The following is a 21,269-nucleotide window of genomic DNA, read 5'->3' on the forward strand; positions in this document are numbered from 1 at the left end:
CTTTTATCACATCTCATTATTTCCCTTTTTTTTGATTTAATATTACTTTTGACATGATTTAGAAAAAATTATGAAGAAACAAATTCTATTATGCATAAGTACCTTGCTTATGCTATTTATGTCATCATGTTCCAGTGATGAAATTAATCAAACAACCACTGAAAAATCAGCAAATGAGAATCCAATATCGCTTGAAGATAGTAAAGAATTTGGATCCTATAATGCTTTAGGATACGGCTATAACGTTACCGGAGAATATGCAAATTCCAATTCTACAGGCTTTAAAGTAATTGATATTGATAAGTTTAAAATACACCAAAATCCTAGATTGGTTGATGAAAATACAGTATCTCAAGAATATTCAGAAGAATATGGCGCAGATGCAGCAGCTTTTTCACAAGTCATTTCAAAAAAAGTAAGTGCAACAGATAACCTGCTTCTTTATGGAAAAACAATATCAAATCCATTCAAGTCGGCCATCACAGAAAATTTTAATTTTTTTGATCCTAAATATATTTATGGAAGTTACAACCTCCTAATTAAACAAAAAAGATTTCGATTCAATGCTACAGCAGATTTACTAAGCAATTATTTAACTCAAGATTTTTTAAAAGATCTACAGACAAAAACACCAGAGCAAATAGTACGTGACTATGGTACACATGTCACAGTAGACATTTACACAGGTGCTAAATTAGATATCTTCTTTCAGGCACAAACAACAAATCAAGATCGTCAACGTGCTGCAAGAGCAGGCATAGTAACCGCTGTAAGTACTCTGAACTCAAGTATAGCAAACGATATAGACATACAGGAGGCTTCTAAAAATTATTCTAAAAAGCTATATTACAAAACAAGAGGAGGTGACAAGTCTAAGCGTTTTGCTAACATTATAAATATCGATCAAGGTATACCAAAAATTAATATTTCAGATTGGCAAAGCACCTCTAATAAAAACAATTCTGTTTTAGTAGATTTCGGAGCCAATGGCTTGGTAATAATTTATGATTTAGTAAAAGATCCATTAAAAAAATCTCAAATGAAATCATACATTGACAAATATCTCACTAACAATCAAGTATTTTTAGCTCCGTAAAAATATTATACAATTACTCCCATATTACATAGTCCGCCCATTATATGGCGGATTTTTTATTACTAAAAAACACCTTTAAAATATAATAAGAGATTATAAAATACAATCCAATTGAAATTCCAAATTAAAAATAAACATATCACTAATCAATCCAACATATAATTATTAACTTTGTACAAAACCAAAAGAATATGTCAACAGTAGAAACAGAAAAAAACTCACAGTATTTTATTGACCTTGAAGACAAACATGGAGCACATAACTATCATCCTTTACCCGTAGTTTTAGACCGTGGAGAAGGTGTTTTTGTTTGGGATGTAGAAGGCAAAAAATATTATGATTTTCTTTCAGCTTACTCTGCTGTTAACCAAGGGCATTCTCATCCTAAAATTGTAGAAGCTTTAGTAAATCAAGCAAAAAAATTAGCTTTAACTTCTAGAGCATTTTACAATTCTAACTTAGGAGAATACGAAGAGAAAATCACAACCTTATTCGGCTTTGACAAGGTATTACCTATGAATTCTGGAGCAGAAGCTGTAGAAACAGCGGTAAAACTTGCCAGAAAATGGAGTTATGAAGTAAAAGGAATTTCTGAAAATGCTGCAAAAATAGTTGTATGTGAAAATAATTTTCACGGAAGAACAACAACGATCGTTTCTTTCTCTAATGATCCTGATGCTAATCAGAATTATGGACCTTTTACACCCGGGTTCATTAAAATCCCATATAATGACATTGCTGCACTTGAGGAAGTACTAAGCAAAGAAGCAGGAAATATTGCCGCATTTTTAGTTGAACCTATTCAAGGAGAAGCTGGGGTTTATGTTCCAAATGACGGATTTCTGAAAAATGCATCTGAGCTTTGTAAAAAACATAATGTTCTCTTCATTGCTGACGAAGTACAGACAGGTATCGCAAGAACAGGAAAATTGATCGCTTGCCATCATGAAGATGTACAACCTGACATTTTAATTTTAGGAAAAGCGCTTTCAGGTGGTATGTATCCAGTATCTGCTGTTTTAGCAAATAATGAAATAATGAATGTCATTAAGCCTGGTCAACACGGTTCAACATTTGGCGGAAACCCAATAGCATGTGCGGTTGCAATTGCAGCTTTAGATGTTGTTGCCGATGAGAATTTATCTGAAAGAGCCGAGCAATTAGGACAACTTTTCAGAAGCGAGATCGAAAAATTAATTGAAAAATCTGATTTGATTACTAAAGTTAGAGGTAAAGGCTTATTAAATGCTATTTTAATTAACGATACACCAGATAGTTCTACAGCTTGGAATCTTTGTCTGAAATTAAAAGAAAACGGATTGCTAGCTAAACCAACTCACGGAAACATCATCAGATTGGCACCACCATTGGTAATCACTGAAGAGCAGTTACTTGATTGTGTGAAAATTATCGAAAAAACTATTTTAGATTTCAAAAAATAAATATGCCTGAACTCACTGAAAAAGTAAGTGGCTTAATCATAACCTATAACGAAGAAAAAAACATTCGGGAAGTACTCGAATGTTTTGATTTTTGCGATGAAATTGTTATTATTGACTCTTTTAGTAGTGATAAAACTTTAGAAATTGCTGATGCTAATCCTAAAGTAAAAATAATCCAGAATGTCTTTGAAGATTTTACAAAACAAAGAAATCTGGCTCTGGATCATGCTAAAAATGATTGGGTTTTATTTTTGGATGGTGATGAGAGAATTACGTCATTATTAAGAGCTGAAATTATTAACGAGCTCAATAAATCCGACAAAAAGGATGCCTATTATTTTTATAGAAAATTCTTTTTTGCAGGAAAGCCTATTCATTTTTCGGGAACTCAAACTGATAAAAATTTTAGACTTTTCAGAAGATCAAAAGCAAGATATATTTCAGAGAAAAAAGTTCATGAAACATTGGACGTTTCAGGAACAATTGGAGAATTGCAAAATAAATTACTCCATTTTTCCGTTTCAGATTATGAGTCCTACAAACACAAGATGATTCATTACGGAATTTTAAAGGGGCAGGAGTTATCAAATAAGGGGAAAAAATTTACTACAATAACACAATATACTAAAACAGCATTTAAATTCTTCAAGGCATACATTTTGCGGTTAGGAATATTAGATGGCAAAGAGGGGTATCAACTTTCATATTTACAGGCGTTAAGTGTATATGAAACTTATGAATCGTTAAAAAGGGAACAAAATTAGTTGAATGAAGATTTGTGTAATTAGTTATGATTTTTGGGGTTATGATAAACATATTGTAGAAACATTATGCAAAAAAGGTATTGATGCACATCATATCAAAATTGCTAATGTTACCCATTCTAATTTTCAAGAAAGAGCAACTAATGCAATTAGCAAGGTTTTCTTAAATAAAAATCTAAAAACAGAAAAAAGACAACAGTTTGTTTTAAATTCATTAGCGAAAATAGGTCATCAGGATCAAATATTAGTTTTAAACCCTGATGCTTTTGATACGTCTACTTTAGAAGAAATTAAAACCTATAGCAAACGACTGATCACCTATCTCTATGATAGTCTTGAAAGATTTCCTGTAGAAGATGAAAAGCTGGCTCTTTTTGATAAAGTTTTTTCGTTTGATATTACTGATATCGAAAAGCATGGATTCGAAAAGCTGACTAATTATATTTATCTGGATCATCTTTCCAATAAGAGTCAAAATCCTCAGATGGATCTTTTTTATATTACCTCATATGATAATAAAAGGGTCTCATACATTAAATTACTAGCTAAAAAATTAATTGCGCTGAACTTAAAATTTCAAATAATGATTATTGGAAAGAAAAGTTGGAAAAATCAGCTAAAAAACTTATTTATCACTGTCCCAGAAAACCTTTCCGTTATATTTAGCATCAAAAAAATCTGTCACAAAGATCTTCCTAGTTATTACAAAAACTCGAAAGCTTTACTAGATCTAACTCGAGAGAATCAACACGGTTTAAGTTTTAGAGTTTTTGAAGCAATGGCTCTTGAAAAAAAAATTATTACAGATAACAGTATTATCAAAGATTATGACTTCTATAACCCTAATAATATATTGGTTTTAGACGAAACTTGCAGTAATTTAACCAAGTCTTTTTTTGACCAGCCTTATCAAAAAATTCCCGATGAGATTTATAATTATTATATGTTAGACAAATGGGTAGATCGGGTTTTTAGACTATCTTAATCAAAAAAATTGAACCATACATCAATGATTACTTATACTGATCAATCGAAAATTATAATATTTTGTCCACCAAATAGTGTAACCGGAGGTCCTGAAGCTCTGCATCAACTCGCAGATAAGCTATATCATCTCCACATAAAAAATGTTTTTATGCATTACATCCCTAAAAGGAAAAATGCAAAACCAAAAAATTATTCTGTTTATCATACAAGTGAAATTGACATTGTAGAAGATAATTCTAAAAACATTTTAATAATTCCAGAATCTATGACTTTTTTGGTAAAAAAGTACCCTGAAAGCCAAAAAATAATATGGTGGTTGAGTGTTGATTTTTATAAGGTTTTGATGGATCATAGAATAAGAAAGCAAAATATTTTCACAAAACTTTTCTACAAACAAAAAGATAAGGAATATTATTTTGAAAATTTACCTAATGTTTTTCAGTGGGCTCAGTCTTATAGATCATCTGTTTATATTAAAAAGCATGGCATTCCTGAAAATCAAATAGATTTTGTTTGTGATTATATTAACCCTAGTTTCTTACAGAATAAAGGAACCATTGTAAAGGATTTATCAAATAAGAAAGTTCTATACAACCCTAGAAAAGGAAAGAAGGAAATATCTCAATTAATCAAAAATTCACCAGAGTTAAATTGGGTACCAATTCAAAACATGAATGCTGATCAGATAAAAGATTTGATGTCACAATCCCTGTTATATGTTGATTTTGGGGAAAATCCTGGTAGAGATAAAATGTTACGAGAATCTGTGTCTCAGGATTGTTGCATTGTTTCAGGAAAAAATGGTTCTTCCATTTATTACGAAGACCTGATGATTCCAGATGATTATAAATTTAGCTTTAGTGAAGATAAGATCCCTGAAATTATAAAAAAAATAAAGGAAATTTTGGAAAACTATAATGAACATATTCCTTACTTTTCACTTTACAAAAAAATGGTTTTAGATGAGGAAATCTCATTTGAAGAAAAACTAAAAGAAATATTTAAAAAATGACGCCAAAGAAGATCACATTAATCTATCCTTTTGCGTACGGTTATATAGATTTTATTGTTCAGGAGTTGCAATCAATTCCTAATGTAAAAGTTACGGATCTCAAAACAGATATCATAAAATATAAGTATCCAAATATATTTGTGAAAATCTGGAATGGCGTTACCAAATTATTTGGAAGTAATGTCAAGAAAAAATATCTTAGACAACAGATCCTGCAGAAAATCAAAGAAAAGCAGGATATTATATTTATTATTCGTCCTGATTTATTAGAAAATTCTTTATTAAAAGAGCTCAAGAATAATACAGCTTGTTTTATCGCATATTATTATGACAGCTGCAAAAAATATCCCCGACAAATTGAAATAATTCATTTTTTTGATGAAATATACTCGTACGAAAAAGAAGATATAGAAAAATATCATTTTATTGAAACTTCCAATTTTATTTATGATGAGACTTTACAATCACTACCTATAAAGTATGACATTTTCAATGTTTCGTCTTATGATTCAAGAATTGATGAAATCGACAGAATTTCAAAGACATTATCTGATGCTGGTTTCATAATTTATTTTGCATTATTCTGGTATGAGAAATTGGTTTATCCGCATTTACATTCTATAACAGAATATTTGTCCCTTAACGAAACGAAGAAACTTATTTCCGAGTCTAAGGCAATGATAGATATTCAAAGGAAAGACCAGAGGGGCCTTTCTTTTAGAACATTTGAAAGTATAGGATACAGAAAAAAATTGATTACAACAAACCCAGCAGTTAAGGACTATGATTTTTATCATCCAAATAATATACTAATTGTTGATAGTGATCAGCTAGATACTGCCGAAATTAAAAAATTTCTTGAATCAGAGTATGTAGAGATACCACGGGATATCATCAATAAATATACAGTCAAGAGCTTTATAAAGAAAATATTCAAATTATAGAATCATGGGTATTAAAAGAAAAATAAAAAATTATATATATTTAAAAAATCATTATCCTTTATCAGAAAAGACCATTATTCCTGATGAAAGTAAAAAAAATATACTTATTGTAGACAGTCAGATCCCAACATTTGATAAGGATTCTGCTTCTAATCGTATTACAGAAATTGCTAAGTTTCTGGCAAAACATTATAATGTATATCTTATGGATTGGAGAAAGGCAATTCCAAAAGTAGAATCTAAGAAATACATCAAAAATCTAAATGATCATAATGTAAATGTTTATACTCCATTTATAGGAAAATATGGTATAATGAAGGGTAAAAAGCACTTTATTAATGATTTGCTTCCAAAACTTGATTTCGTGTGGTGCCACAGACCTGAACTTTTCGAATATTATTTAGATTTCTTTAGAGAAAAAGCACCGAAAGTAAAGATCATCTATGATATGGTGGATATTCATTATCTAAGAATGGAGAGGGGTCTTGAAATTAAGTATGATAAAAACAGAGCTAAAGAATTAGTTCATTATAAGCATATAGAAACTGAATTATGCAAAAAAGCAGATAAAATTGCAGTAATCAGTGATAAAGAAAAAGAATTTATGACCGCTTTTGTAGATGAATCAAAGTTGTTTACAGTAAGTAATGTTCATAATTTAAAGGTAAAACCAGAAGATATGCCAACTTTTGAAAAGAGAAATGGAATATTTTTTATAGGTACTTTTTTACATGATCCCAATGTGGATGCTGTAGAAATATTATATCATAAAATCATGCCCTTGGTATGGAAAACCCTGCCAGACTTAAAAATTACAATTATTGGTTCTGAAGCTCCTGAATCAATTGTAAAAATGAATTCAGAAACATTTGAAATTGCAGGCTTTGTAGAGAATATAATTCCTTATTATGAAAAATGTTTTGCTTCTGTATCTCCGTTAAGATTTGGAGCTGGTGTAAAAGGTAAGATTGGACAGGCATTAGAGTATACTCTTCCTGTATTAACAACCGAAATAGGTGCAGAAGGAATGTTTTTAGAAGATGGAATTACTGCTTTAATTTCTGGTAATGAAGATTATCAAAAATTTGCAGATAACATCATTGAGATATGCAGTAATCCATTAACCTGGAATACATTGCATAACAATTCGGAAAAAGCTATTTATCCGTTTTCGATAGAAGCTCAGAAAGAAGAGATTTTTAAAATGCTGCAATAATTAGGAAAGTATATTGTTACAGATCACTTAAGAATCGCTTATTTTTTGATAAATAGTAACAAGTTCTTCAGCACTTTTTTCCCAAGAGAAGAGTGCTGAGCGATCCAGTCCTTTTCTAGCATATTTCTCTCTTAATGGCTCATTCAGATACAAGTCCAGCATAATTTTGGACAATAATTTTTCATCACTGGGGTCCAGCATAATTCCGGCATCACCAACAACTTCTGGCAATGATGAAGTGTTGGAGGTAACGGTTGCTACACCACATTGCATAGCCTCCAAAGGCGGCAAACCAAAACCTTCGTAAAATGACATATAGTAAAAAGAATGTGCATGGCTGTACAAACTGGCAAGATCTTCATCCGGTACTCTTCCTGTAATTACAATTCTATCTCTTAATTCTTGAGCATTATTATATTCATCAAAAATTTTATCATAATCCCAACCTTTTGCACCTACTAAAACCAGCCCTAGATCACAAATTGCATTTTCCTTAATCACTTTTAAAAAAGCTCGAATTACAAGATCTACATTTTTGCGAGGTTCCAAAGTACCTACACTCAAGAAATACTTTTCGGGAAGGTTATATTTCTTTTTTATTGAATTAAATTTTTCCTCGTTCCGGCAAACGTAGAAAAGTGATTTTGAAGCAGCAAGTAAATTAACAAAAACATGATTCGGATTGAGATGGGGTGCATAATTGAGTAGATCTTTTTTGGTGTTTTCTGATACACAGATTGCGTATCCATCCCTTCCAATACTTGCTATAATATCTTGTATAAGGTCTGCTGTGAAATGTAAATCCGGAAACAAAATAGGTATCAAGTCATGAACTGTAACAACTTTTTTTAGATTTGTATACTTTCTGATTTCGTTATTTATAGGATAATAAAACGAGTGAAAAATATTGGCATTTTTAAAAACCTCTTTAAAATGAGTATTTTTGTAATTATAAATTCCTACTTTATTATAGAAATAACGGAATAGCTTTTCTTTTCTGAACGGCAAAAATCCCCTTCTACTCCTGCTATTGGCTCCATTTATTCTTATTGAATCTTCAGTGAAAAAATCATCCAGCTCTTTTGTGGATGTTTCACTATTAAGTAAGCTTAAATGAGCATAAAATACCTCTATAGCGTCATTACGACTTATCTTCCTAAAGAGTTCCAAAGTTACCCGAAAGATTCCGGTTCGGTTATCTTTATAGAAATCTGCAATAACATCGGCATCTAAAATGATTTTTAGCTTCATAAGAATATTTATACAATGGTATCGTAAAAAGAATTTTGTTGTTCCTGTCGTTTTATTTCTTTAATGTGGAGCAGGCACATTGAATAATCTGAAGCTGGAAGCCCCGCAATTTTTTTATAATTACAAAGTTTTTCGTGGACTTTATTTTCCCACTTAATTCCCCTGTTAAGTTTAAAAATCCGATGTTGGTAGTCCGGAAAATTGATATATCCCTTATCATTTACAAGCCAATTCCAACGTTCAATATGTTCATTTGTAATTCCGTTTACAACATTTATTCTCGGAACCATAAAAACATCTTTTTTCCTTTTTTTAAATAAATAATATTTTATTTCTTCTATGAGAGAGCCTTTCGGGATTTCATCTGCATCTATTTGAAATAAATAATTTTTCGTTGCTTGCTTTATTAGGTTATTCTTAAATGTAGCAAAATCTCCATCGAGACGTGCTTCAATTCTGATAATCTTATCACCATAAGTATCCAAAATAGCTGCTACTTCCTTATTTTTCTCAGTAATATCTTGTAACACGATAACCTCATCATTTTTATTAATGAGGGGAAGTAATACATTTAAAAGTTGAGCAATTTCACCAACCTCATTATTAACCGTGATTCCGTAAGAAATACTGATAAAATTATTTACAATTTTTTTAATAACTTTCATATGATTAATTATTAATTATCGGATAATTACCAGAAAAATGAACAAAATAATTCTCTGATATTACATTGCGGACAAAAACTCTATACTTTTTAGTAGGAAAAAAACAATATCCTTCTTTTCTATAATAATAATTTCTAATGAATTTTGGAATCTTTTTTTCAGCGACTTCAATTTCCTTTCCTTTACTCGTTCCTTTTAATTGATATAGAATCTGGATATTAAATTTAGGGGGTAATGCTTCAAACCATTCATTAGTTTGAGAAATGTAAGCAAAAGGTGTTTCTTCAAAACTATTTAATTCGCCTTGATTATGTTCAGAAAAGTAGTATTCTTTAAAAACATCTGCCACTTTTTCTGGCCGGAAAACAAATACTCCCCCATTTATGCTTCCAAGCAATAAAGGATGTGGATCAAAATGACGATCAGTAAAATATATTTCAGTAGTTTCCTCTAATATTCTTGGAATATGTCCCCACGTCTTATTAAATTCTTTTGTTCCTCTGGGATCTAAAATAGCGCCAAAATATTTATGCTCTGGGAGATACTCAAAAATTGAGGGAGCTTTACTTGATATTACTATATCCAGATCCAGAAACAACACAATATCATAACCTTTTGTTTTTAAAGGGATAAGTAGCTTTTGGGATAGCAACGGACGGTGAAAAGTATCATCCAAAGGTTTGTCAAGAATAATTAAATCTGCCCCACATTTCTTGGCATAGCTTTCAAACTGTACTTTGTTTTTATTAAACAATTTTTGATATTTCTCTCCAACTATAAAAAGACAAATTGCTTTTTTCATTTACAACTTCAATGTTTTTGGATTACAAAAATACATTTAAAAAATATAAGGTGATTTGAATATTTATATAACTTTAAATTTCTATATAGAGAACAAAATTCGTTCTGTGTCCCGTATTCCAAGTGCAATTCGAATTTTTATACATAATAATTTTAGTATATTTGCATCCTAAAATTTAAAGCATATTTATGAAAAAAAAATTAATTTATCTCGCGGGATTATTTTTAATTACTTCTTGTTCTGAGAGAGAAGATGCATTAATCGCAAATGACCAATCTTCTTCAATCACCAATACTAATTTTCAGATGAAAGCTCCGATTGAAACAAATCGGCCTTCTCAAAATGGTGACTTTATAAAAGTAACGGATAATGGGAATGTATTGTATTGCATTAAGTTTGACGGTGTTTGGAGACATATTGATTCTCCTATGACATGGAATGGACTGTTTGTATCCTCAAAAACATTTCGCTATGAGTTCTCATCTATCCAAGACGCTACTTTTGCGACAAGAACATATTTTGGGGACCCCTTACTTGCCGATAATGGATTAGTTCAGGATAATTCTACTGGTAAAATATATTTTAGAGAAAAAAATTATTTGAGATGGATTCCTAGTATGGACTTGTTTAATAAATACAAATTTAATCCTGAAGCAGTACAACATGTAAGCTCTATTTCCGGCTATATAGTCAATCCAGATTTAAAGTAATAATATAAAACCTTCTCTCAGAAGGTTTTTTTATTAATATTATTAAGCTAATTCGGAAATAATTTTAAGTAAATTTGCACAAAATTTAAATTGATAATGGAGAAAGTAAGAGTACGTTTTGCTCCAAGTCCTACGGGACCTTTGCATTTGGGAGGTGTAAGAACCGCATTATATGATTATCTTTTTGCTAAAAACCAAGGTGGTGAATTTGTATTGAGAATTGAAGATACAGATACAGCGAGGTATGTAGAGGGAGCAGAAGAATATATTGAAGAAGCTTTAGAATGGTGCGGGATCATTCCTGATGAAAGTCCTAAAAAAGGAGGGAAATTTGCTCCTTATAGACAGTCTGAAAGAAGAGACATCTATGATAGGTATACAGAGCAGATATTAAAAACTGATTATGCTTATCTTGCTTTTGATACCCCAGAAGAACTGGACGCCATTCGTGCTGAGTATGAAGCAAAAGGAGATGTTTTCTCATATGACAACAAAACCAGAAATCGATTAAGAAACAGTCTTGCTCTTTCCGAAGAAGAATTGCAACAATTACTGGATGCAAAAACACCTTATGTTGTAAGATTTAAAATGCCAGTTGACAGGACTTTAAATCTTGAGGATATCATTCGTGGAAAATCATCTGTCAATACGAATACTTTAGATGATAAAGTTTTAGTTAAAAATGATGGAATGCCAACATATCATTTTGCTAATGTAATTGACGACCATGAAATGGAAATAACCCATGTTATTCGTGGGGAAGAATGGCTACCTTCTTTAGGCTTACATACTTTATTATATGAGGCAATGCAATGGGATGCTCCACAGTTTGCTCATCTTTCACTTATTCTAAAACCAGAGGGGAAAGGAAAATTAAGTAAAAGAGATGGTGACAAATTCGGTTTTCCTGTATTTCCATTAGATTTCAAAGATCCGGAAACAGGAAACATTTCTAAAGGTTATAGAGAAAACGGATATCTTCCGGATGCTTTTATTAATATGGTTGCTTTACTCGGATGGTCTCCCGCTGATGATAAAGAAATTCTGCCTTTAGAGGAAATGATTAAAGAGTTTGATCTTCATAAAGTTCACAAAGCAGGTGCGAGATTCAGCAAAGAAAAATCTGAATGGTTCAACCATCAGTATATTCAGTTAAAATCCGACAAAGAAATTTTAACGATTTTAAGAAATACAGATCTTGACATTTCAAATATTTCAGACGAAAAACTGATCAAAATAATTCATTTGATGAAAGAAAGAGCTACTTTCCCAAAGGACATTTATGAAAACGGAAAGTTTTTCTTTGTTGCTCCAGATTCTTATGATGAAAAGGCAGCTAAAAAAGCATGGAATGATGAAACTTCTGCAACGTTGGGTGAATTAGCCAATGTATTCAATGGTACTGAGGTATTTGCAGCTGAAGTTTTAAAACAAACTGTCCATGATTTTGCCGAAAATAAGGGCTTAGGAATGGGAAAAGTGATGATGCCTCTTCGTTTAGCTTTAGTTGGAGAATTAAAAGGACCTGATGTCCCGGATATTTTAGAACTACTTGGAAAAGAAGAAAGTATAGCAAGAATAAACAATGCTATTAATAATTTTAAATAGAGTCTCATAATTTTTCATAAATTTGAAAGATTAAATTTACTTCAAGAATGGAATATTTAAGTTTCGAACTTCCTATAAAAGAATTAATGGATCAATACCAAACATGTTCTTTAGTAGGAGAAGAAAGTGGTGTTGATGTAAAATTAGCATGTAGTCAAATTGAGGACAAGATCATAGAAAAGAAAAAAGAGATCTATGGGAATCTTACTCCTTGGCAAAGAGTACAGTTATCTCGTCATCCTGATCGTCCTTATGCATTAGACCATATTAAAGGGATTACAGATAAAGGTAGTTTTCTGGAACTTCACGGAGACAGAAATTTTGCGGATGATCCAGCATTAGTTGGAGGCTTAGCTACCCTGGATGGTCATAAAGTGATGATCATAGGAACTCAGAAAGGGAGAACAACGAAAGAAAGACAGTTTAGAAGATTTGGAATGCCAAATCCTGAAGGATATAGAAAAGCTTTAAGGCTGATGAAATTGGCTGAGAAATTCCATATTCCTATTGTAACTTTGGTTGATACTCCTGGTGCATATCCAGGACTGGAAGCTGAAGAAAGAGGGCAAGGGGAAGCTATTGCAAGAAACATCTTTGAAATGGTTCAGCTGAAAACTCCAATTTTCACTTATATTATTGGCGAAGGAGCTAGTGGTGGAGCTTTAGGAATTGGTGTAGGAAACAAGGTATATATGCTAGAGAATACATGGTATACTGTAATTGCACCGGAAAGCTGTTCATCCATTCTGTGGAGAAACTGGGATCACAAAGAAGACGCTGCCAATGCTTTAAATCTTACGCCAAAAGATGCTTTACGAGAAAAGTTTATTGATGGTATTATTGAAGAACCTCTTGGAGGGGCACATTATGATCCAGAAACAGCATATCTGAACTTAAAAAGTTCTATTTTGCAAAATATAAAAGCTTTCTCGAAGTTTACAGGACAAGAACTTGAGACCCAGCGACAAGAAAAATTTATTGCAATGGGGCAATTTAAAGGATAAAATAAAAAAGGTTAAGAATGTTGATTCTTAACCTTTTTTCATATCTGTAATCAATCATTTTATTCAGCAGATACATTCAATTCTATTTCAATATCCTTACTTATCTTTTTGATTGAGGAATATTTTGCATCACAAACCATTGTTGTTAATACATACTCTCCTTTATCTATGAGAATAAAATTCTGCCCTTTTGCCGGAACAGTCAGATTGTAATATTTTTTTCCACTGATTTTTACTATTAAATTACAAGAAGACCTGTTTTTAATATTGATATACGCTTCATTTAAACTGGCATCATTACTGAAAATATGTGTCAACATTGCAGCTGTTCTTTTATTCTCCTCACTTGGTTCAGATTTCTTACTACCACTAATGCTTGCATAGTTCACTTTTTTCTCGGGCGATGTGGGTGCTGAGTTTACAGCTACAGTCTTTCCACTATTTAATTCATTGTTTTTAACAATCTTCTCAATCTTCTCTTTACTAATAGGTTTAATCGTTGGTTTTGCTTCCGGAGAATTATCTGCCATGATAATTTCGATTAGTTTTCTTTTGAAATAATCAGTCTTAGCATGATTTGGATTTTGCTTTAAAAAACCGGCAATAACTCTCGCTTCTTTTGAGCTTTCAGCGTCCTGCTCTGTGTATATGATGAGCGTTTCCTTTTCCACAACAGCCTTAGATTTGGCTCTTTTCTTTTTCTGAGAAAAACCAAGTGTAAAAATGCATAAAAATATAAGGAGAAAAATTTTTTTCATTAACGAAGCATTTAAATAAATTATTAAGTATTAAAATAACGTAAAAAGTCATTTTTTAGTTTGTCATTAAAATCATTATCTTTGCATTGCTCAAAAATAAACTAAAAAATCAAAAGTAATCTTAATAAAAAAAATAATAGATATTATGTCTTATACACCAGCTGCTGCAGACGTAGCAAAATTGAGAAACCAAACAGGTGCAGGTATGATGGACTGCAAAAAAGCTTTAGTTGAAGCAGAAGGAGACTTCGAAAAAGCAGTAGATATCCTTAGAAAAAAAGGACAAAAAGTTGCTGCTAACAGAGCTGACAGAGAATCTTCAGAAGGAGCAGTTATTGCTAGAGTAAACGAGGATAATACTTTAGGTGTTATTATCTCTTTAAACTCTGAAACTGACTTTGTTGCTAAAAACGAAGCTTTCATTGAATTAGCTTATGAATTAGCTGAAATGGCGATTTTTGCTGCTACTAAAGAAGAGCTTCTTGCTACTGATTTCCACGGAATCACTGTTGCTGATAAACTTATCGAGCAAACAGGAGTTATCGGTGAAAAAATTGAAATTGGTGCTTTCGAAAGAATTCAAGGTCCTTACCTAGGAGCTTACATCCATGCTGGAAACAAGATTGCTGCAATTACGTCTCTTTCTACTAAAGTAGATGGAGCTGACGAAGCTGCTAAAGCTGTTTCTATGCAGGTTGCTGCAATGAACCCTATCGCTCTAGACGAGACTATGGTTTCTCAGGAAACTATTGACAAGGAATTAGAGATTGAAAGAGAACTTCTTACTAAAGAAGGAAAACCTGAAAATATTATCGACAATATTTTGAAAGGTAAAATGCAGAAATTCTACAAAGAAAATACTTTGGTACACCAAGCTTTTATTAAAGATGGAAGCCAGTCTGTTGCTGATTATGTAAAATCTGTAAACGGAGATCTAAAAGTTACAGGATTTGTAAGAGTAAGCTTAAGCTAATCGAATCTTTTAAAAGAAACATAAAAATCCCGATGAAGTTTCATCGGGATTTTTTATTAGTGGTAGAAAAATCTAGAAATTCAATCAAAATTATATTTGAATTTAAAAGTGAGTATCCTTCATCAAGCTATATACTACGAAAAAGACTCAATAAAATTACAAGTTTTCTATTCTATATAGATTTTAATAAAGAATCAAGAATATTTTTTCACTTTCACTTATTATTTATTAATAATATATCAAATATTATTTTAAATTTGTAGAAATCCTAATTCCCAAGTTTATGAAAAGATTTCTACTCAGTTTAGTATTGGTTTTTTTTACAGTTAATACAGTCTTTGCACAAAGAGATACAGAACATTGGATAGCACCTTTTTATGCCAATTCCAATGTTGGCGAGTATACTAATGCCTTGTACCTTTCCACAGATTCAGTAACTCCTTTTGATGTGCAAATTTTCAGTGATAATGCCTTAGTTACTACACTTACAATTAGCAAAGGTGATCCAAAGGTTTATACTATTACTGATAATGATATAATTTCCGCCAGCACTCCTGCTGATGGTTTTAAAGTCATTAATAAAGGTCTGTATCTTAAGGGAGACAAACCTTATTATTGCAGTTTAAGAATGGCACAGAGTGCCCATGGAGAAATTATTACAAGTAAAGGAAAAGCTGGTATTGGTAAAGAGTTTTTTGTAGCAACCAGCCCAAATACTTCGACCAACACACTCTATAATTTTACAGCAGGAATTCTTGCTACAGAAGATAATACAACTGTCACGGTAACATGGAATGGCATAGGTGTAACCTTTTTTGGAGGAACACCTGCCGGGAATTCTCATACTTTTACTTTAAATAAAGGACAATCATTCTTATTTGCTGGTGATGGTGGAGTAAATGCAAACCTAACAGGATTTATTGGAGCTAAAGTAGTAGCAGACAAACCTATTTCCCTTACCAACGGAAGCTGTAATGGGAACTTTGGAATAGGAGGCTCAGGAGGCTCAGATGCCGTTCTCGATCAATCTGTTCCGGTAGAAAGACTTGGTAGTACATTTGCCATAGTTAAAACTAAATCAACTGCTCCAAGTGAAAACATGGAAGGCGGGATTATTATCGCAGTAGAAGACAATACTGATATATTCCTAAATGGCTCCACTACAGCAGCAGCATCAATAAATGCGGGACAATGGTACAGAATTAATGAAACCAATTATGTAACACAAACTGGCGCCGGAACACATTCCAATATGTTTATTTCTACTTCTAAAAAAGTATATTTATATCAATTCGTAGCAGTTGGAAGCAGTAATGCAACCTGTGGATTTAACTATATCCCACCTTTAAACTGTTTTCTACCCAGAAAAATTGATGAAATCGGTAAGATTAACGAAATGCCTACTATTTCAACAAATACTATAGGTCTTAAATTAAATATTTTAACGGAGACTGGTGCAACTGTTTTAGTAAATGGAGCACCACCCACAGCGGCGCAAGGCCCTTATCCTTTAACCGGAAATACCCAATGGCAAACCTATGCCATTGAGGGAATTGCAGGAAATTTATCCATTACTTCTACCAAAGCCGTAACAGCAGGGGTAAATGGTGGTTTCAATACTGCAGGATACGGAGGATACTTTGCCGGATTCTCATCCATTCCTGTCATTGCTAAAAAAACAGGAGAGTGTATACCAGGTATTGTATTGGAAGTTGATGATGGATATGAAACCTACCAATGGTATCTAAATGGAGTTGCTATTCCTGGTGCTACAACCAATACTTACACACCTACCCAACCAGGAAATTATACTGTAAATGTGGGAATGGGAACATGCCCTACTGTAACAACACCAGTATATAAAGTTTTCAATTGTATTAAGAATACAACAATTAATGTAAATGCTTGTGCTACTAAAGTAATCACACCTGCTTTTTCAAGTTCAACACAAACTCCTGTTCCAAGTACGGTTTCAATTTTAACAGCACCAACTCATGGAACAGCTACCATAAACGCTTCTACAGGTGTTATTACCTACAATCCCACATCTGGTTATTTAGGACCTGATGTCATTGTATATACATTCTGCGGAAATGCACCAGAATTCATTGACTGTGAAACTATTACAGTAAACTTAACAGTTGTTCCTTTTATTGTAAGAGATGCAACATTAGAAGCATGTCAATATGAAGATAAAGCTTATTTTGATCTGACTACAGCCAATGTTATTGATCCTCTGTTAGTTGTTAAAAAGTTTTACCCAACTTTAGCTGATTTAAATGCAAATACCAATGAAATTATTCCGCCTACAAATTATGGCTCGACTGGAGGCGTTGTCTATGTTAAAATAACGAGTAATGAAGGCTGCGTAGGAATTGCAAAAATCACATTGATCGCAAAACCAATTAAAAAATCCCCAATTCTGTTAGATAAATATATTTGTATTGATGCAAAAACAAATCTCGATGCGGGTCCTGGCTATGAATCTTATCAATGGAATACCGGTGCTACAACACCTGCCATTGAGGGAGTAGGAGTCGGTGAATATACCGTTATCCTTGGGAAAGATGGTTGTTTTGTAACTCAAATTGTAAGGGTATTTAAAACTCAGGATCCTGTAATCACTCAGATCGAGATCTCAAATACTACAGCAACGGTCATTGTAAATGGAGGAACTGCTCCTTACAAATATGCAGTAGACGGAACTTCAAATTGGCAGGATTCTAATGTATTTACAAACCTTACAAGAGGACAGCATACTTTCTTTGTTAAAGATGTCAATAACTGCGCACCAATTTCTGTTGAAATTACAGTGCCAAATCTGATCAATGCTATAACTCCTAATGGTGACAATATTAATGACTATATCGATTACAGTGAATTAGCTTATAAAGAGAATCTAAGTTTCGTTATTTATGACCGGTATGGCAATAAAGTATTTACCGGTGATAAATTCAATAATTATAAATGGGATGGTAAACACTTTGATAAAAAAATTCTAACAGGAACCTATTGGTACCATATTAATTGGAATGAACCTAACAAAGAAAAAACTCCAATAAAATATACAGGCTGGATATTAGTTAAAAACAGAAATTAATATTAAATAATTATTAAATAATTAAACCACGATCTTAAAATCGTGGTTTTTTTTATCATAATGCCAATATTATTTTCAAAACATATTAAATAATCCACTATTTTTGTATGTAAAATTAATTCCCCGCACCATGAAAAAAATTATACTTGGCCTAGTATTGATTTTTTTTTCAATTAATACGCTTTTTGCACAAAGAGATACAGATCACTGGATAGCGCCCTATTATGCCACTATTGGAGGTTATACCAATGCCTTATACCTTTCCACAGATTCAGTAACTCCTTTTGATGTACAAATTTATAATAACAATAACATTATTGGCACTGTTGTTATCAGCAAGGGAAATCCACAGGTTTACACTCTTACTGATAATAACATAATCTCCACCAGCACTCCTGCTGATGGTTTTAAAGTCATTAATAAAGGTCTGTATTTGAGAGGAGATAAGCGTTTTTATTGCAGTTTAAGAATGGCACAGAGTGCCCATGGAGAAATTATTACAAGTAAAGGAAAAGCTGGTATTGGTAAAGAATTTTTTGTAGCAACCAGCCCAAACACTTCAACTAGCTCGATTTACAATTTTACAGCAGGAATTCTTGCTACAGAAGATAATACAACTGTCACGGTAACATGGAATGGCATAGGTGTAACCTTCTATGGCGGAACACCTGCCGGGAATTCTCATACTTTTACTTTAAATAAAGGACAATCATTCTTATTTGCAGGATTGGGAAATTCCAGCTCAAACCTAACAGGATTTATTGGAGCTAAAGTTGTAGCAGACAAACCTATTTCCCTTACCAACGGAAGCTGTAATGGGAACTTTGGAATGGGAAGCCCGGGAGGCTCAGACCCTGTTCTCGATCAATCTGTTCCGGTAGAAAGACTTGGTAATACATTTGCCATGGTTAAAACCAGATCAACTGCTCCAAGTGAAAACATGGAAGGCGGGATTATTATCGCAGTAGAAGACAATACTGATATATTCCTAAATGGCTCCACTACAGCAGCAGCGTCAATAAATGCGGGACAATGGTACAGAATTAATGAAACCAATTATGTAACACAAACTGGCGCCGGAACACATTCCAATATGTTTATTTCTACTTCTAAAAAAGTATATTTATATCAATTCGTAGCAGTTGGAAGCAGTAATGCAACCTGTGGATTTAATTATATCCCACCTTTAAACTGTTTTCTACCCAGAAAAATTGACGAAATCGGTAAGATTAACGAAATGCCTAGTGTAACAGGTATCTCATTAAAATTAAATATCTTAACTGAAACCGGTGCAACTGTTCTAATAAACGGGACAGCTCCAACCGCAGCTCAGGGCCCTTATCCTTTAACCGGAAATACCCAATGGCAAACCTATGCCATTGACGGAATTTCAGGAAATGTGTCTATTACTTCTACTAAAGCTGTAACAGCAGGGATCAATGGAGGCTATAGTACTGCAGGATACGGAGGATACTTTGCCGGATTTTCATCCATTCCTGTCATTACTAAAAAAGCCGGAGATTGTGCCCCGGGTATTGTATTGGAAGTTGATGATGGGTATGAATTATATCAATGGAACTTAAATGGGGTTGCTATTCCTGGTGCTACAACCAATACTTACGCGCCTACACAATCAGGAAATTATACAATAAAAGTAACCATGGGAGGGTGTTCTGTTACAACACCAATATATAAGGTTTTCAATTGTATCAAGAATACAACAACTCATATAAATGTTTGTGCTACTAAAGTAATCACACCTGCTTTTTCAAGTTCAACACAAACTCCTGTTCCCAGTACGGTTTCAATTTTAACAGCACCAACCCATGGAACAGCTACCATAAATGCTTCTACAGGTGTTATTACCTACAATCCCACATCTGGCTATTTAGGACCTGATGTCATTGTATATACATTCTGCGGAAATGCACCAGAATTCATTGACTGTGAAACTATTACAGTAAACTTAACAGTTGTTCCTTTTATTGTAAGAGATGCAACATTAGAAGCATGTCAATATGAAGATAAAGCTTATTTTGATCTGACTACAGCCAATGTTATTGATCCTCTGTTAGTTGTTAAAAAGTTTTACCCAACTTTAGCTGATTTAAATGCAAATACCAATGAAATTATTCCGCCTACAAATTATGGCTCGACTGGAGGCGTTGTCTATGTTAAAATAACGAGTAATGAAGGCTGCGTAGGAATTGCAAAAATCACATTGATCGCAAAACCAATTAAAAAATCCCCAATTCTGTTAGATAAATATATTTGTATTGATGCAAAAACAAATCTCGATGCGGGTCCTGGCTATGAATCTTATCAATGGAATACCGGTGCTACAACACCTGCCATTGAGGGAGTAGGAGTCGGTGAATATACCGTTATCCTTGGGAAAGATGGTTGTTTCGTAACTCAAATTGTAAGGGTATTTAAAACTCAGGATCCTGTAATCACTCAGATCGAGATCTCAAATACTACAGCAACAGTCATTGTAAATGGAGGAACTGCTCCTTACAAATATGCAGTAGACGGAACTTCAAATTGGCAGGATTCTAATGTATTTACAAATCTTACAAGAGGACAGCATACTTTCTTTGTTAAAGATGTCAATAACTGTGCACCAATTTCTGTTGAAATTACTGTACTTAACCTGATCAACGCCATAACTCCTAATGATGATAATATCAACGACTATATCGATTACAGCGCACTTGCTTACAAAGGAAATTTAAGCTTCGTTATTTATGACAGGTATGGTAATAAAATATTCACTGGTGATAAATTCAATAATTATAAATGGGATGGTAAACATTCTGATAAAAAAGTTGTGACTGGAACCTATTGGTATCATATTAATTGGAATGAACCCAACAAAGAAAAAACTCCAATAAAATATACAGGTTGGATTTTAGTAAAAAACAGAAATTAATCCCG

The 21,269-nt window shown here is 32.7% G+C and carries 17 protein-coding genes; 13 read left to right on the top strand and 4 right to left on the bottom strand.

Translation table 11 applies throughout. The features are described 5' to 3' along the window. The first annotated feature begins 70 nt into the window (after positions 1–70). From NG806_RS13490 to NG806_RS13520, 7 genes are all read left to right on the top strand, one after another. The gene (locus tag NG806_RS13490) at positions 71–1,096 is read left to right on the top strand and encodes an MACPF domain-containing protein (protein ID WP_261510064.1); all 1,026 of its coding nucleotides are present in this window, start codon (positions 71–73) and stop codon (positions 1,094–1,096) included. A 191-nt stretch (positions 1,097–1,287) separates the two neighbouring features. Next, positions 1,288–2,538, top strand: coding sequence for an ornithine--oxo-acid transaminase (gene rocD / locus NG806_RS13495; protein ID WP_261510066.1), 1,251 nt, complete (start codon positions 1,288–1,290; stop codon positions 2,536–2,538). A 2-nt stretch (positions 2,539–2,540) separates the two neighbouring features. After that, on the top strand, positions 2,541–3,302 hold the full coding sequence (locus NG806_RS13500; RefSeq protein ID WP_261510067.1) for a glycosyltransferase family 2 protein: 762 nt from the start codon (positions 2,541–2,543) through the stop codon (positions 3,300–3,302). A 4-nt stretch (positions 3,303–3,306) separates the two neighbouring features. Beyond that, positions 3,307–4,287, top strand: coding sequence for a glycosyltransferase family protein (locus NG806_RS13505; RefSeq protein ID WP_261510069.1), 981 nt, complete (start codon positions 3,307–3,309; stop codon positions 4,285–4,287). A 24-nt stretch (positions 4,288–4,311) separates the two neighbouring features. Continuing rightward, on the top strand, positions 4,312–5,301 hold the full coding sequence (locus NG806_RS13510; RefSeq protein WP_261510071.1) for a hypothetical protein: 990 nt from the start codon (positions 4,312–4,314) through the stop codon (positions 5,299–5,301). Beyond that, positions 5,298–6,245, top strand: a complete 948-nt coding sequence (locus NG806_RS13515) for a hypothetical protein (RefSeq protein WP_261510072.1) — start codon at positions 5,298–5,300, stop codon at positions 6,243–6,245. The genes NG806_RS13510 and NG806_RS13515 overlap by 4 nt, the downstream gene beginning before the upstream one ends. 4 nt (positions 6,246–6,249) lie before the next feature. Continuing rightward, a complete protein-coding gene (locus NG806_RS13520) occupies positions 6,250–7,461 on the top strand; it encodes a glycosyltransferase (RefSeq protein WP_261510073.1) in 1,212 nt (403 codons plus the stop codon). Between the two features lie 27 nt (positions 7,462–7,488). Here the strand turns inward: NG806_RS13520 and NG806_RS13525 are convergent, their stop codons facing one another. The 3 genes from NG806_RS13525 to NG806_RS13535 are packed head-to-tail and all read right to left on the bottom strand — an operon-like array spanning position 7,489 to position 10,179. Then, the gene (locus NG806_RS13525) at positions 7,489–8,712 is read right to left on the bottom strand and encodes a glycosyltransferase family 4 protein (protein WP_261510075.1); all 1,224 of its coding nucleotides are present in this window, start codon (positions 8,710–8,712) and stop codon (positions 7,489–7,491) included. 8 nt (positions 8,713–8,720) lie between these two features. Further along, positions 8,721–9,377, bottom strand: a complete 657-nt coding sequence (locus NG806_RS13530) for a glycosyltransferase (protein ID WP_261510078.1) — start codon at positions 9,375–9,377, stop codon at positions 8,721–8,723. Positions 9,378–9,381: 4 nt separating this feature from the next. After that, positions 9,382–10,179, bottom strand: coding sequence for a glycosyltransferase family protein (locus NG806_RS13535; RefSeq protein ID WP_261510079.1), 798 nt, complete (start codon positions 10,177–10,179; stop codon positions 9,382–9,384). A 188-nt stretch (positions 10,180–10,367) separates the two neighbouring features. Here NG806_RS13535 and NG806_RS13540 point away from each other — a divergent pair, with 188 nt between their 5' ends. The 3 genes from NG806_RS13540 to NG806_RS13550 all read left to right on the top strand — a co-directional run bounded on the left by NG806_RS13540 (position 10,368) and on the right by NG806_RS13550 (position 13,501). Next, entirely contained in the window at positions 10,368–10,889 is a 522-nt protein-coding gene (locus NG806_RS13540; RefSeq protein WP_261510081.1) for a hypothetical protein, read from the top strand. A gap of 96 nt (positions 10,890–10,985) precedes the next feature. Further along, the gene (gene gltX, locus NG806_RS13545) at positions 10,986–12,497 is read left to right on the top strand and encodes a glutamate--tRNA ligase (RefSeq protein WP_214827410.1); all 1,512 of its coding nucleotides are present in this window, start codon (positions 10,986–10,988) and stop codon (positions 12,495–12,497) included. Positions 12,498–12,544: 47 nt separating this feature from the next. Further along, the gene (locus NG806_RS13550) at positions 12,545–13,501 is read left to right on the top strand and encodes an acetyl-CoA carboxylase carboxyltransferase subunit alpha (RefSeq protein WP_214827407.1); all 957 of its coding nucleotides are present in this window, start codon (positions 12,545–12,547) and stop codon (positions 13,499–13,501) included. Between the two features lie 59 nt (positions 13,502–13,560). On the opposite strand, the gene NG806_RS13555 is transcribed toward NG806_RS13550, so the two are convergent. Further along, on the bottom strand, positions 13,561–14,259 hold the full coding sequence (locus NG806_RS13555) for a DUF6759 domain-containing protein (RefSeq protein ID WP_214827404.1): 699 nt from the start codon (positions 14,257–14,259) through the stop codon (positions 13,561–13,563). A gap of 145 nt (positions 14,260–14,404) precedes the next feature. Between NG806_RS13555 and tsf the strand changes: the two genes are divergently transcribed. The 3 genes from tsf to NG806_RS13570 all read left to right on the top strand — a co-directional run bounded on the left by tsf (position 14,405) and on the right by NG806_RS13570 (position 21,264). Then, positions 14,405–15,232, top strand: coding sequence for a translation elongation factor Ts (tsf, locus tag NG806_RS13560; protein WP_214827400.1), 828 nt, complete (start codon positions 14,405–14,407; stop codon positions 15,230–15,232). Between the two features lie 283 nt (positions 15,233–15,515). Continuing rightward, on the top strand, positions 15,516–18,332 hold the full coding sequence (locus NG806_RS13565) for a T9SS type B sorting domain-containing protein (protein ID WP_261510083.1): 2,817 nt from the start codon (positions 15,516–15,518) through the stop codon (positions 18,330–18,332). Between the two features lie 130 nt (positions 18,333–18,462). Continuing rightward, positions 18,463–21,264, top strand: a complete 2,802-nt coding sequence (locus NG806_RS13570; RefSeq protein WP_261510084.1) for a T9SS type B sorting domain-containing protein — start codon at positions 18,463–18,465, stop codon at positions 21,262–21,264. Positions 21,265–21,269: the final 5 nt, after the last annotated feature.

It is taken from the genome of Chryseobacterium paludis (genome assembly GCF_025403485.1).
Taxonomy (GTDB): domain Bacteria; phylum Bacteroidota; class Bacteroidia; order Flavobacteriales; family Weeksellaceae; genus Chryseobacterium; species Chryseobacterium paludis.